Consider the following 12,991-nt stretch of genomic DNA (forward strand, 5'->3'; position numbering starts at 1 on the left):
CGCGACCGAGTTGAGCGCCGCGACCGAGTTGAGCGCCGCGACCGAGTTGAGCGCCGCGACTGAGCCCGGTGCCCCGACCGAGGTGGGCGCCGCGACCGAGCCCGGCGCCGCGACCGAGTTCAGCACCGAGACTGGGTCGAGTGCCGCTACTGGGTCGAGGGCGGCGACTGAGTCCGGGGCTGCGGTGGATCCGCCTCCCGCAACGCGAAACGGCCCTCGCACCGACGGGTGCGAGGGCCGTATGCCGCAGTGTGTTTCGACTCGGAGCGAGCCGGCTCAGCCGAAGAAGGCGGCCGCCTCCCGGTACCGATCCTGCGGCACCAGCTTGAGCTGCTTGGTGGCCTCCGACAGCGGCACCAGTTCCACCTCGGTGCCGCGCAGCGCCACCATCTGCCCGAATTGCCCGGCGTGCACGGCTTCCGCGGCGTGCACGCCGAAACGCGTTGCCAGCACACGGTCGTACGCGGTCGGGGTGCCGCCGCGCTGCACGTGCCCGAGCACCGTCACCCGGACCTCCTTGCCGATGCGCCGTTCGATCTCCGGCGCCAGCTGCTGCGCCACGCCGGTGAACCGCACATGCCCGAACTCGTCGATGCCGCCGTCCCGCAGGGTCATGGACGTGGGATCGGGGTGCGCCCCCTCGGCCACCACGCAGATGAAGTGCGAATCCCCGCGCTGGAAGCGGCGTTTCACCATGGCGCAGACCTCGTCCACGTCGAAGGGCACCTCGGGCACCAGCGTCAGGTGCGCGCCGGAGGCGATGCCGGAGTTGATGGCGATCCAGCCCGCGTGCCGCCCCATCACCTCGACCAGCATGACGCGCTGGTGGGATTCGGCGGTGGTGTGGATACGGTCGATGGCCTCGGTGGCGATGGAGACGGCGGTGTCGTGGCCGAAGGTGGTGTCGGTGCAGTCGATGTCGTTGTCGATGGTCTTGGGGACGCCCACCACGGGCACGCCCTCGTCGGCCAGCCAGGAGGCGGCGGTCAGCGTGCCCTCGCCGCCGATCGGGATGAGCGCGTCGATGCCGTTGTCGTCGAGGGTCTGCTTGATGCGGGGGAGTCCGGCGCGCAGCACGTCCGGATTGGTGCGCGCGGTGCCCAGAATGGTGCCGCCCTTGGTGAGCAGGCGATCGGTGCGGTCATTGTTGAGGATCTGGATCTTGCGATCCTCGAGTAGGCCACGCCAGCCGTCCTGGAAGCCGACGATCGCATCCCCCCAGCGGCCGTTCGCGGTACGAACGACAGCACGGATGACGGCATTCAGGCCTGGGCAGTCTCCGCCTCCGGTCAAGACTCCGATGCGCATGATCCCCATCTTGCCCTGAGATCGGCGGCCTGTGATCCCCGCCCCCGTGAACCGCGGGTTACGGTTTCCGCTAGCCGGCGGTGCAGGTACCGCCCTTGAGTTCGTCGAGGTGCTTGCCGATCAGGGTGGCGATCTTGGTGAGGATCGCGGTGCCCTCGTCGAAGGAGCCGGAATTGGGCTGGGTGGCAACCGCGATGGCGATCTGGCCGCCGTCCACGGGGATCAGTCCGAATTGCCGCACCAGGTAGTTGCCGCTGGGATCGGGTCCCCAGCCGCCCTTGAAGATGGCGCCGTCCAGGTTGCCCAGCCCCCAGCGCTGAGTGGAGCTGATCTTGCCCATCAGCGACGTGACGTCGTCGGATTGCGCGAGGCAGGGGAGTTTGGCGGCGAATTTCAGCTGATTCGCCAGCGACCATTCGGCCTGGCCGAAGGCGGAGTAGTCGGCCCGGGCGCGGGTGGCGGGCACCGTGGTCTCGGTGTCGCCACCCTCGCGTAGCACGTCCTGGACGGTCTGGGCCGCGAGCTCGGGGGTCCCCAGCGACTGCCAGAGGGTGTCGGCGGCGGAGTTGTCGGAGTATTCGATGGCATTGACCGCCGCCACCTGATTGCCCGCACTCTTGCGCAGCGCCGCCAGGGTCAGCGGGACCTTCATGGTCGACCAGCCGGGCCCGGAGCTCCAATCGCCCAGGGCCAGCACCCGATCGGTGCCCACCGGCATCACGGCCAGCCCGACCTTACCGGCCAGCGACGGCTTCAGGTCATTGGTGAAATCCCAGGCCAGCGAGCCCGGCAGCGCCATGACGGTGGTGGGGCTGGCGGCGCTGGGCGCGGCCGCGGCCACGGTGGTCTTGTCCGGGACCAGCACCGGCTTGCTGCTGCACGCGGTCAGCGCCCCGACCAGCACAGCCAGCGCTCCGCATCCCCGCGCGAGCCGCCGTCCGCGCCAACGGGATCCGTACCCCGCACCGCGTGTGCTGTCCAGTGCGTCGCGCTGGTCAGCGTTCCGCGAATACGGTGCGTGCACCCGGTAACCTCCATCTGCCCCGGTGTCCGGCGCGTTCCCTGTTCCTAGCGGACGCACCTGGACCCGTCAATCGCAAGGATTGTTGTGGGTCGGGACACTGGTGGTCAAACCCGGTGGGTATGGATGTTTTTCACCGGCTCACGCCCGATTGGGGGTGCACGCTGGGCATTTTGAAACGAATACGCGCCGAATGTGTTAGCGCGAGCAGAGTCCGCCGTGCAGGTCGGGCAGATGGTCGCCGACCAGCAGCGCGAGCTTGTCCATCATGTCCGTGGCGTCGTCGAAACTGCCCGAGGTGGGCTCGGCCGCCAGCGCCACCGCCACCGGTCCGTTCAGCGTCGGGACCAGGCCGAACTGGCGGACGGTGTACTTGCCGGTGTCGTCGTCGGGACCCCAGCCGCCCTTGAATTCCGCGCCGATGAGCCGGCCCAGGCCCCAGCTCTGGCTGGGGGTGATCTCACTCATGAGTGAGACCACGGAATTGGCGCGCGGCAGGCAGGGCAGCCGGGACGCGAAGTGCACCTGATCGGCCAGCGACCAGTCGGTGGCGCCGAAGGCGAGCAGATCGTCGGACTCCAGCGCGGCCAGCTTGGTGTGGCGCGCGGCGACGTCGGTGGTGGCGTCGCCGGCCTCGCGCAGCACCGCCTCGACCGCGTCGGCGGCCTCGCTGCCGGTGCCCAGCGAGTTCCAGAGCGCCTGTGCCGCATCGTTGTCGGAGAAGGTGATGGCGGCCTCGGCGGTGGAGCGCATGCCCACCGGATCGTGGCGCAGCGCGGCGAGCGCCAGCGGCACCTTGATGGTGGACCAGGCGATGCCGGTGCTCCACTCACCCAGCTGGGTCATGTCGCCACCGCCGACGGGCATCACCGCCACGCCTACCCGGCCGTCCAGGGTGGCCTGCAGATCGTTGAAATCCGCTGCGAACGCGACGGATTTCGGCAGCCCGAACAGCTCCGGCAAATCCGGTCCGATCATGCTCGGGACCGGTAGCGCGGAACTGTCGCCGACCGGCTTGATCTCATCGGACTGCGCCGAATGACGCTGTACAGCACCGAGATTCGGGCTACAAGCGGAAACGGCCAGGACAGCCGCCAGTGCCAGCCCGCGCACAAACCCCTTGCGACAAGCTGGAATTGGATCAATAGACATACACCACCGCGTTCTCGCCACCGACGCAGGTCACCAATTTGCCTGCGGCCGTGCAGTTCATCGTGTAAGACCGGCCGGTCACCGGGCTCACTGCCATCACACTAACTGCCGAAGCCTGCCGACCAGAAGCCGCGTCGGCATAGGCTCGGCGCACCTCTTCCGCGAAAGGGCAGGTAGTGACCGTGTTTCCGATCGCGGAACTGGCGTAACCGCCGAGCGCCGCATACACCGGTGGACACGACGTCGCTCCCGCCGGCAGTTGCACAGTGGTGGGAGCCTGGGTCGTCGCCGCCGGGCCCGCCTGCTGCGAGCGCGGCGCGGTAGTGCCCGGAACACCCTGTGCTGCCGTCGTTATGGGTGCTTCGTTGCCGGAGCGGTCCAGGACTTGCCAGCCCACCGCACCGGCGACGGCGGCCACCGCGACCGCCAGCACGCCTATCGCCAGCGGCGCCGCGATCGACTTGCCCTTGCTTCGTTTTCCGGGCCGGCGGGGCGGCGGCTGGACGATGGGGTGATCCGCGGTCGGGTACAGCGAGGGATCGGGCGCCGGCGCGTACGGGAAATCCCGCTGCTGCGCCTGGGCATGGCCCCAGACCGCCTGCTGGTGGGCGTCGGCCGGCAGCGGCGTGTAGTGGAAGTCGCTGACCCGCACCCGGGTCGGATCCGACGGCAGGATGACCGGCAGATCCCCTGTGGGCGAAGGTTCCTCGGCGGCCGGAAAGGATCCGGTGATGTAGGCCGGGATCGCCCCGGTGTTCAGCCCGAGCCCGGAACCGGGTTGCCGCACAGTGGGATCAGGTTGCCGCACAGCGGGATCGGATTGCCGCACAGTGGGATCGGCATTGCGGCCCGCGGCGGGCGTCCCGCCCGGCATGACCGTGGTCGGCGGCCCGGCGGGCGCGCCGGTCGGCAGCACGGTCGTCGGTGGCGGGCCGACCGGCGGACCCGGCGGCACGGTCCGGCCCGGTCGGGGTTGCCCGGCGGGCGCGGGCACCGGCTGACCACCGGCCAGCGCCGCCCGCGCGGCCCGGGCGAATTCGCCTGCGGTGAAGAACCGGTCGTTCGGATCCTTGGCCAGCGCCTTGGCCACCACGGCATCCAGCGCGGGCGGAATCCCGCCGCGCAGCATGCTCGTCAGCGGTGGCGGCTCCGACAGATGCGCGCGGATCAGCACACTCATGTTGTGCGCCGGGAAGGGTTTGTCGCCGGTGAGGCACTCGTGCAGCACACAGCCCAGCGAGTAGATGTCGGCGCGCCCGGAGACCGGCCCGGCGTCGAAGCGCTCGGGGGCCATGTAGGCGTAGGAGCCCACGGCCGTGCCGGTCATGGTGATCGTGGAATCGCCTTCGGTGCGAGCGATGCCGAAATCCGCGAGATATGCGAAATCTGCATCAGTCACAAGGATGTTCGCGGGTTTGACGTCCCGGTGCACCAGCCCCGAGTAGTGCGCGGCGTCCAGCGCCGCGGCGATCTGCTCGATGATCCCGATGACCCGCAGCGGCGGCAGCGCGCCGTACTGGTTCAGCAGCGAGCGCAGATCCTGCCCGCGCACCAGCCGCATATCGATGTAGAGCACACCGTCGATCTCGCCCCAGTCGTGGATGGGGATGATGTGCGGCTCCGCCAGCCGTGCCGCCGCCTGCGACTCCCGGCGGAAACGTTCCTGGTAGGAGGGGTCTTTCGCGAGTTCTTCCGGTAGCAGCTTGAGGGCGACGACCCGATCCTTGGAGGTGTCGTAGGCCTCGTAGACCTCTCCCATGCCGCCCCTGCCCAGCAGCGAGCGCAACTCATACGGCCCGAATCTGCTTCCGGCCCGCGATGGCGGTGCATCCACCCCGTCCAACCTCCAACTCTCGGGAGGGAAGCAGACGAGGACCCGCGACCCACCCCTCTAGGAGGTGGATTCTCCCGGTGCCACTACGCCGTGGTCAAACGCAAAGACGATGGCCGCTGCCCGGTCGCGTAACCCGAGCTTCCCGAAGATATGTCCCACGTGGCTCTTCACCGTTACCTCCGAGATACCGAGTGTGCGCGCGATCTCAGCATTGAGGCGGCCGCGGCCGATGAGCTCGAGCACCTCGAGCTCGCGAACGGTCAGCTCGGACAGGCGATCGCCGCCGGGTGCCGGCGTGGGACGCGCCGAGCGATAGGTGGTCAGCACCCGCGGCGTGACCGTCGGGTCCAGCCAGGAGCCGCCGGTGGCGACGGTCCGCACCGCCCGGATCAGATCCTCGGCGGGGGAGTCCTTGAGGATGAACCCGGCCGCGCCCGCCCGCAGCGCGCCCGACAGCAACTGGTCGTCGTCGAAGGTGGTGAGCACCAGCACCGGCGGCGCGTCCACGACCGTCCGCAGCGTCCGGGTGGCCTCGATGCCGCCGATCCGCTTCATACGCAGATCCATCAGCACCACGTCCGGGCGGTGCGCGGTGACGGCCGCGGGCACCTCGTCCCCATCCGCGCACTCGCTCACCGTGAAACCGTCGCGGCGGCGCAGGATTCGGCGCAGCCCGCCGCGCACCAGCTCCTGATCGTCGACGACGAGCACGCCGATCGGCTCGTCGTCGGATCGGTCGATCACGTACCCTCCTGCGGGGTCTTCTGGGTCATGGACAGCAGTACGGAGCGCAGGTTCTGCTCCGCGGCAGCGATACAGGGCATCTGCCCGGTCGTCGGAATCCGGGCGGACACCTGCCAACCGTCGTCGTGGGGTCCCGCGGTCAGGGTGCCGCCGAGGACGGCCAGGCGCTGGCGCATGCCCGAGATGCCCATGCCGCGACCGGGCCGCAGTAGCGCCCCAGGAGGCAGGGTATTCGTGATCGTGACATCAATATGTCTGGCGCAGACCATGATTCGAACCTGAGCCTGTGCGCCGGGGGCGTGCTTGGCGATATTGGCGAGGGATTCCTGGCAGATCCGGTACAGCGCCAGCCCCAAGGCGGCCGAGACCTGCCCGCGATCGCCTTCCGAGCGGAAGTCGATCGCCATGCCCGCGCGGAGGAAGTCCGACACCAGATCCTCGATGTCATCGAGGCCTGGTTCGGGCGTCTGGGGCGCATGGTGCCCGTCCAGCAGCCCGACCGTCCGGCGGATGTCGGCCATGGCCTGTCTGCCCAGCCGCTCGGCGTCGGCGAGCGCGTCGATCGCCTCGTCCACATCGCGGTCGGTCTGCAGCGCGTGCCGGGCGGCGGTCACGTGCAGCAGGGTGACGCTCAGTGAGTGCGCGATGACATCGTGCACCTCGCGGGCGATGCGCCGGCGCTCCTCGCCGGCGGCCTGCAGGGCGCGGACCTCCTGGTAGTCGCGTTCCTGATACAGGTAGCGGCGCTGGTAGTTCAGCAGCTGCCCGGTGAACCAGCCGAAGAGGATGCCGAGCGTGAACCAGGTCAGTCCGTCGATGTGCCCGACGTATCCGAAGAACATGATCTCCGCGATCATGCCCAGGCCGATGACCGTGCTCACGGACGTCCGGGTGATGGCCGCGACCTCGCCGGTCACGACGATCAGGATGAGCGGTGCGACATCCAGCGGCACCGGCTGCATCAGGAACAGGGCCACCCCGGCCATGGTCAGCGAGGCGAGCAGGACCGGGCGCGGCGGGAGGTTGAGCACCACGCACGGCGGCCCGGTCAGATAGATGACGAGCAGCGCGGCCAGGGCGAGGAAGCCGGGGAAATAGCCCGCGGCAACCCGCTGGGCGAAGGCGATCGTGCTGAACGTGTAGAGCATCACGTCCACCAGCACGACCATCGAGACCGGGTAGTCGAAACCCGTCTCCTCCACCCAGCGCCGGTATTCGCGGACTGGGTTGCGCACGAACCGCCGGGACCGGACACCGGCTTCGTGCAGCCACTCCCGCAACTCCTGCAACGCGTGCCCGACCGCCTCGGGGGTGGCGCTGGTCACGTTCATTCTGCAAGGCTATCCGTCGAAGCAGACCGCGTACATCGTCCGGCGGCAGGGGCACGTCTCCTACCGGAGTAGGAGGTCAAGTCGCGTCCGCGGCACGAAGACAGGGGTATCGGAGCGATCGTAGTTTTGGGACAACGGCATACGCGCCCGCCCGCAAAGCCCGGGTGCACACAACGCTGGAACCCAATTCAACGGAAGGTTGGCGCCATGTCCTGGGCAGACCTGCACGCTCGTACCGACATCCTGCACATCGTTCTCGATCGGGCAGCGCGCAGTGACTTCGAACTGAATCCCGCTGATCCCAAGCTGTTCGACGATATCCCGGAGCTGCAGCGCCTGTTCGGCGGTCCGGACGGGGTATTGCTCGCACTGCGCAATCGCTGGGAGAACCATTTGACCGTGAAGATGGAAAACGCAATGGAGAAGGGCGTTTTGGCAATCGAGGTGTACGCGGAGCTGTGCGCCGAACAGCCGGCCCTGCGCGCGATCCTCGACACCTACGACACCGATCGGCTGTATTTCGGCCGTCCGCGTGCGCGAGCGCTGGCCAGCTGATAGACACCGGCTGGTATTGATCTGCAGAGGGGAACGACCAATGCTGGAATTGACCGACGTCACCAAGGAATACCGGGTGGGCGAGCAGACCGTGCGCGCTCTGGACGGGATCAGCCTGCGGATCGGTGCGGGGGAGTTCACCGCCATCGTCGGTCCTTCCGGTTCGGGCAAGAGCACCCTGCTGCACCTGCTCGGCGCGCTGGACTCCCCGGACAGCGGGTCGATTCGATTCCAGGACAAGGAGATCGGCGACCTGGGCGACGACCGGCAGTCCGAATTCCGCAGGCATCGCGTCGGTTTCGTCTTCCAGTTCTTCAATCTGCTGCCCACGCTGACCGCCTGGGAGAACGTCGCCATCCCGAAACTGCTGGACGGCACCGGATTACGCAAGGCCAAGCCGCGCGCGCTGGAGCTGCTCGACCTGGTCGGGCTCGGCGAGCGCGCCGAGCACCGGCCGGCCGAACTCTCCGGCGGCCAGATGCAGCGGGTCGCGGTGGCGCGGGCGCTCATCATGGATCCGCCACTGATCCTGGCCGACGAACCGACCGGCAACCTGGACTCCAAGACCGGCGCCTCGATCCTGCAGCTGCTCGCCGACATCACCGAGGAGGGCAACTCCGTGGTCATGGTGACCCACGACATGGGTGCGGTGCGCTACTGCGACCGGGTGATCAACCTGCGCGACGGGCAGATCGGGTCCATCGACCGGGTCGAGCGCGGCGATGACGGCGAGGTGCGGACCGTTCCCGAGCCGGGCGGCAACGGCTCGGTGCCTGCCGCCGATGACGCCGGGGCGGTGCACGCATGATCCGCGCCGCGCTGGATCGGCTACGCGCCGAGCTGGATCGGCTCCGCCTGTTCAATATCGGTGAGCTCTTCGCCCACCGCGGCCGCACCACCATGGCCATGGTGGTGATGGGAGTGTCCGCGGGACTGCTGGTTTCGGTGTTCAGCATCTCCGGCTCCATCACCGGCTCGGTGGACAAGCTCACCCACAGCCTGGGCGGCAAGGCGGTGCTGGAGGTCAGCGGCATCACCGACGCGGGCTTCGATCAGCAACTGCTGCAACAGATCCGGTCCGTGCCCGGGGTCGGCACGGCGGTGCCGATGGTGCGGCAGTCCATCGGGGCCGACGACAAACGGGCCCTGCTGGTCGGCGCGGACCCCTCCGCCGCCCAGCTGGGCAGCGACCTCGGCGGCACGGTGACCGATCAGGCGAGCAAACTGCTCACGGTCGGCAACGGTGTCCTGGTCGGGTCCGCCATGGGCTATCGGGAGGGCGACAAGCTCCAGCTCGGCACCGTGACGGCCACCGTCGCGGGCGTCATCGACGACTCCACCGCCGCCAAGATCAATGGCGGCCACATCGCGATCGCGCTGCTGCCGGTGGCGCAGAAGATCACCGGCCGGGCAGGCCGACTGGACTCCGTGCAGATCATCGCCGCACCGAATGCCGATGTGGGCCAACTGCGTTCCGACCTCACCAAGGCGGTCGCCGGCCGGGCCGTGGTCGCCGATCCGGATCTGCGGACCGCGCAGGCCGGCGGCGCGGTGATGCTGGTGCGCTACTCGACGCTGGCCTCCTCGGCCTCGGCGCTCATCGTGTCCTCGTTCCTCATCTACAACGCCATGAGCATGGCCGTGGCGCAACGCCGCCCGACGCTGTCGCTGCTGCGGGCCATGGGCGGCAAGCCCGGTCCCGTGGTGCGCGATCTGCTCGCCGAGGCCGCGATCCTCGGCCTGTTCGGCGCCATCAGCGGATCCATCATCGGAATCTTCATGGGCCGCACCGCGATCCGGCAGCTGCCCGCCGCCATCGTGAACTCCATCGAGTCGCGCACCGAGTACGAGGTGCCCGGTTACGCGGTGCCGGTGGCGATTCTGGCCTGCGTGCTGGCCAGCGTCGCCGCGGCGGCGATCGCCGCGCGCCAGGTGTACAAGGTCGCGCCGATCGAGGCGCTGGCCCCCGTCGGCGTCGGCGCGGCCGACAGCGTGAAGCCGGTGATCCGCTGGGCTGCAGCGATTCTCGGTCTGATCATGGTGTCGGGTGCGGTGGTCGTGGCCGAGGCGGATCTGGGCCGGCTCTCGATCGGGGCGATCTCGCTGTCCATCGCCGGCGCGGTCGTGCTGTGCTTCGCCGCCACCGAGCCCATCGTGCGTGCGGTCGCCGCGGTGGCCCGGGTCTTCGGCGCGCCCGGCGCCCTGGGCGCGACCACCATCGAACGCGCACCGCGCCGGGTCTGGGCCACCGTCATGACCGTCATGATCGGCGTAACCGCCATCGTCGCCATCGGCAATGCCAGCCGCAATATGGTCAGCGCCGCGACCGACAGTTTCGAGGGCCTGGCCCGCACCGACGTGTTCGTCAGCCCGACCGCCATGGAGCAGTTCCCCACCGGCCCGCTGCTGCCGCCGGACCTGAAACAGAAACTGAGCGCCATCCCCGGAGTCGGTGAAGTCGGTTCGGCCCAAATGGCTTTCGCCACCCTGGGCCGCGGCCGCGTCATGCTGCAGGCCTTCGAGGGCGGCGTGGCCCGGACCTCGGTGCTGGACAGCGTGAGCCAGGCCGACCAGGCGCGCATGGCCACCGGTGCGGGCGTCGTCATCTCCCGGGACGTGGCCCGCACGCTCGGCGTGCACGAGGGGTCCGACCTGACCCTGCCCACCCCGACCGGTGAACACCGGGTGCAGGTGCTGAAGGTGGTGCCCTACTTCTCCGCTATCGCGGGCGTGGTGGCGCTGGACCTCAACATCATGCGCGAGTGGTACCAGCGGCCGGGTGAAACCATCATCGGCATCGACTTCGCGCCCGGCGCGGACCATGCCGCGGTGATGGCGGCCGTGCGGGCCGCGGTCCCGGCCGAGTTCCACGTCAGCACCGGACGCGATGCGGTGACCGCGATTTCGTCCAGTGTCCGGCAGGGCACCTCGATCAGCGCGGCCATCCTCTGGATCGTGGTCGTGGTCTCGGCGGTCGCGCTGCTCAATACATTGATGCTGTCGGTGCTGGACCGCCGCCGTGAACTCGGGGTGCTGCGGGCCATGGGTACCAGCCGTCGCTTCCTGCTGCGCACCGTGCTCACCGAGGCCGCCGGCATCGGAGTGACCGGCGCGGCACTCGGATTGGCTATCGGCTCGGCCGTGCACTACCTGGCCACCATCGCGCTCGGGCACGCCATCGCCATGGACATCCGCTATCAGGCCAGTCCACTGCTGGTGGCCTACGCCGTCATCGCGCTCGGACTGTCCCTGCTCGGGGCCATCCCGCCCGCCCTGCGCGCGGCGCGGCTGCCCATCGTGGAGGCCATCGCCGTGGACTGATCGGCGAGTAAATAGGATGGAGCGCATGAGCGCAGCGACCGTGGACTTGATGGACTACTCCGATGTCATCGACCGGTACGAACCGGTGCTCGGCATGGAGGTACACGTCGAGCTGGGCACCGCGACCAAGATGTTCTGCGGCTGCCCGACCGTATTCGGCGCCGAGCCCAACACCCAGGTGTGCCCCGTGTGCCTGGGCCTGCCGGGCTCGCTGCCGGTGGTGAACGAGAAGGCCGTCGAGTCCGCGATCCGGATCGGGCTGGCGCTGAACTGCTCCATCACCCCGTGGGGCCGGTTCGCGCGGAAGAACTACTTCTACCCGGACCAGCCCAAGAACTACCAGATCAGCCAGTACGACGAGCCGATCGCCACCAACGGGCACCTGGATGTGGTGCTCGATGACGGGTCGACCTTCCGGGTCGAGATCGAGCGGGCCCACATGGAGGAGGACACCGGCAAGTCGCTGCACGTCGGTGGCGCGACCGGCCGCATCCACGGCGCCTCGCACTCGCTGCTGGACTACAACCGCGCCGGCGTGCCGCTCATCGAGATCGTCACCAAGCCCGTCGAGGGCGCGGGCGAACGCGCCCCCGAGGTGGCCCGCGCGTACGTGACCGCGCTGCGCGAGGTGCTCAAGTCCCTGGCTGTCTCCGACGTGAAAATGGAGCAGGGCTCGCTGCGCTGCGACGCCAACGTCTCCCTGATGCCCAAGGGCGCCAAGGAATTCGGCACCCGCACCGAGACCAAGAACGTGAACTCGCTCAAGAGCGTCGAGGTCGCGGTGCGCTTCGAGATGCGCCGCCAGGGCGCGGTGCTGGCCGCCGGCGGCTCGGTGCTGATGGAGACCCGCCACTTCCACGAGACCGACGGCACCACCTCGCCCGGCCGCATCAAGGAGACCGCCGAGGACTACCGCTACTTCCCGGAGCCGGACCTCGAGCCCATCGCGCCCGACGCCGCCTGGGTCGAGGAACTGCGCGGCACCATCCCGGAGTACCCGTGGCTGCGCCGCGCCCGTATCCAGTCCGACTGGGGCCTGTCCGCCGAGGTGTTCCGCGACCTGGTCAATGCCGGTGCGCTGGACCTGATCATCGCGACCGTCGACGCGGGCGCTTCCGTGGACGCCGCCCGTTCCTGGTGGGTCGCCTATCTGACCGAGAAGGCCAAGGAGCGCGAGGTCGCGCTCGAGGACCTGCCCATCACCCCGAAGCAGGTCGCCGAGGTGGCCGGGCTGGTCGAGGCCAAGACCATCAACAACAAGGTCGCCAAGCAGGTCGTCGACCTCGTCCTCGCCGGTGAGGGCGAGCCGGGCCAGATCGTCGAGGCCAAGGGCCTGGGCATGGTCTCCGACGACTCCGCGCTGCAGGCCGAGGTCGAGAAGGCCCTCGCCGCCAGCCCGGACATCGCCGAGAAGATCCGCTCCGGCAAGGTGCAGGCGGCCGGCAAGGTCGTCGGTGACGTCATGAAGGCCACCCGCGGCCAGGCCGACGCCGCCCGCGTCCGCGAACTGGTCCTCGCGGCTTGCGGAGTCGAGGGCTGACACCTCCGAAACAGCCTGTGGCGCACGCCCGATGCGGTGCGCCACAGTCCTGACTCCACCCATTCTCGAATCGGGGCGGGGGGGCGCGGCCCCCCCCCCCCCCCCCGCCGGGGGGGAAGGGGGTTGGCCCGACACCACGGGGGAATTGAAAAAAAACAGCCCCCCCCACCGAACCCCCAAACCGT

10 protein-coding genes are annotated in these 12,991 nt (G+C 69.2%); 4 read left to right on the plus strand and 6 right to left on the minus strand.

The features are described from left to right. Positions 1–276: 276 nt before the first annotated feature. The 6 genes from ACFXKA_RS06315 to ACFXKA_RS06340 all read right to left on the minus strand — a co-directional run bounded on the left by ACFXKA_RS06315 (position 277) and on the right by ACFXKA_RS06340 (position 7,390). Positions 277–1,308, minus strand: a complete 1,032-nt coding sequence (locus tag ACFXKA_RS06315) for an ATP-dependent 6-phosphofructokinase (RefSeq protein ID WP_379382137.1) — start codon at positions 1,306–1,308, stop codon at positions 277–279. 70 nt (positions 1,309–1,378) lie between these two features. Beyond that, positions 1,379–2,212 (minus strand): hypothetical protein, encoded by an 834-nt coding sequence (locus ACFXKA_RS06320; RefSeq protein WP_379426348.1) that lies wholly within the window; start codon positions 2,210–2,212, stop codon positions 1,379–1,381. A gap of 315 nt (positions 2,213–2,527) precedes the next feature. Further along, the gene (locus tag ACFXKA_RS06325) at positions 2,528–3,307 is read right to left on the minus strand and encodes a hypothetical protein (protein ID WP_354835280.1); all 780 of its coding nucleotides are present in this window, start codon (positions 3,305–3,307) and stop codon (positions 2,528–2,530) included. A 163-nt stretch (positions 3,308–3,470) separates the two neighbouring features. After that, entirely contained in the window at positions 3,471–5,315 is a 1,845-nt protein-coding gene (locus ACFXKA_RS06330; RefSeq protein ID WP_379426349.1) for a protein kinase, read from the minus strand. Positions 5,316–5,372: 57 nt separating this feature from the next. Next, positions 5,373–6,026 (minus strand): response regulator transcription factor, encoded by a 654-nt coding sequence (locus tag ACFXKA_RS06335; protein ID WP_354835362.1) that lies wholly within the window; start codon positions 6,024–6,026, stop codon positions 5,373–5,375. Positions 6,027–6,055: 29 nt separating this feature from the next. Then, a complete protein-coding gene (locus ACFXKA_RS06340) occupies positions 6,056–7,390 on the minus strand; it encodes a sensor histidine kinase (RefSeq protein WP_379426350.1) in 1,335 nt (444 codons plus the stop codon). 207 nt (positions 7,391–7,597) lie between these two features. Here ACFXKA_RS06340 and ACFXKA_RS06345 point away from each other — a divergent pair, with 207 nt between their 5' ends. Genes ACFXKA_RS06345 through gatB form a run of 4 tightly spaced genes read left to right on the plus strand, consistent with a single transcriptional unit; the run spans position 7,598 to position 12,806 of the window. Continuing rightward, positions 7,598–7,945, plus strand: a complete 348-nt coding sequence (locus ACFXKA_RS06345) for a hypothetical protein (RefSeq protein WP_379426351.1) — start codon at positions 7,598–7,600, stop codon at positions 7,943–7,945. A 40-nt stretch (positions 7,946–7,985) separates the two neighbouring features. Further along, positions 7,986–8,753 carry an ABC transporter ATP-binding protein gene (locus tag ACFXKA_RS06350; RefSeq protein WP_379426352.1) on the plus strand — a complete coding sequence of 256 codons (768 nt, stop codon included), beginning with the start codon at positions 7,986–7,988 and terminating at the stop codon, positions 8,751–8,753. After that, entirely contained in the window at positions 8,750–11,266 is a 2,517-nt protein-coding gene (locus tag ACFXKA_RS06355; protein WP_379426353.1) for an ABC transporter permease, read from the plus strand. Before ACFXKA_RS06350 ends, ACFXKA_RS06355 begins: the two co-directional genes overlap by 4 nt. A gap of 25 nt (positions 11,267–11,291) precedes the next feature. Further along, positions 11,292–12,806 (plus strand): Asp-tRNA(Asn)/Glu-tRNA(Gln) amidotransferase subunit GatB, encoded by a 1,515-nt coding sequence (gene gatB, locus ACFXKA_RS06360; RefSeq protein ID WP_379426354.1) that lies wholly within the window; start codon positions 11,292–11,294, stop codon positions 12,804–12,806. The last annotated feature ends 185 nt before the right edge of the window (positions 12,807–12,991 follow it).

The organism is Nocardia sp. NPDC059228 (genome assembly GCF_042754245.1).
GTDB lineage: Bacteria > Actinomycetota > Actinomycetes > Mycobacteriales > Mycobacteriaceae > Nocardia.

What these genes read in the sequence shown, in the direction of transcription:
- ACFXKA_RS06315 (WP_379382137.1), bottom strand. Translation starts at nt 1,308, where the DNA reads ATGCGCATCGGAGTCTTGACCGGAGGCGGAGACTGCCCAGGCCTGAAT.
- ACFXKA_RS06325 (WP_354835280.1), bottom strand. Translation starts at nt 3,307, where the DNA reads ATGATCGGACCGGATTTGCCGGAGCTGTTCGGGCTGCCGAAATCCGTC.
- ACFXKA_RS06340 (WP_379426350.1), bottom strand. Translation starts at nt 7,390, where the DNA reads ATGAACGTGACCAGCGCCACCCCCGAGGCGGTCGGGCACGCGTTGCAG.
- ACFXKA_RS06345 (WP_379426351.1), top strand. Translation starts at nt 7,598, where the DNA reads ATGTCCTGGGCAGACCTGCACGCTCGTACCGACATCCTGCACATCGTT.
- ACFXKA_RS06350 (WP_379426352.1), top strand. Translation starts at nt 7,986, where the DNA reads ATGCTGGAATTGACCGACGTCACCAAGGAATACCGGGTGGGCGAGCAG.
- ACFXKA_RS06355 (WP_379426353.1), top strand. Translation starts at nt 8,750, where the DNA reads ATGATCCGCGCCGCGCTGGATCGGCTACGCGCCGAGCTGGATCGGCTC.
- gatB (WP_379426354.1), top strand. Translation starts at nt 11,292, where the DNA reads ATGAGCGCAGCGACCGTGGACTTGATGGACTACTCCGATGTCATCGAC.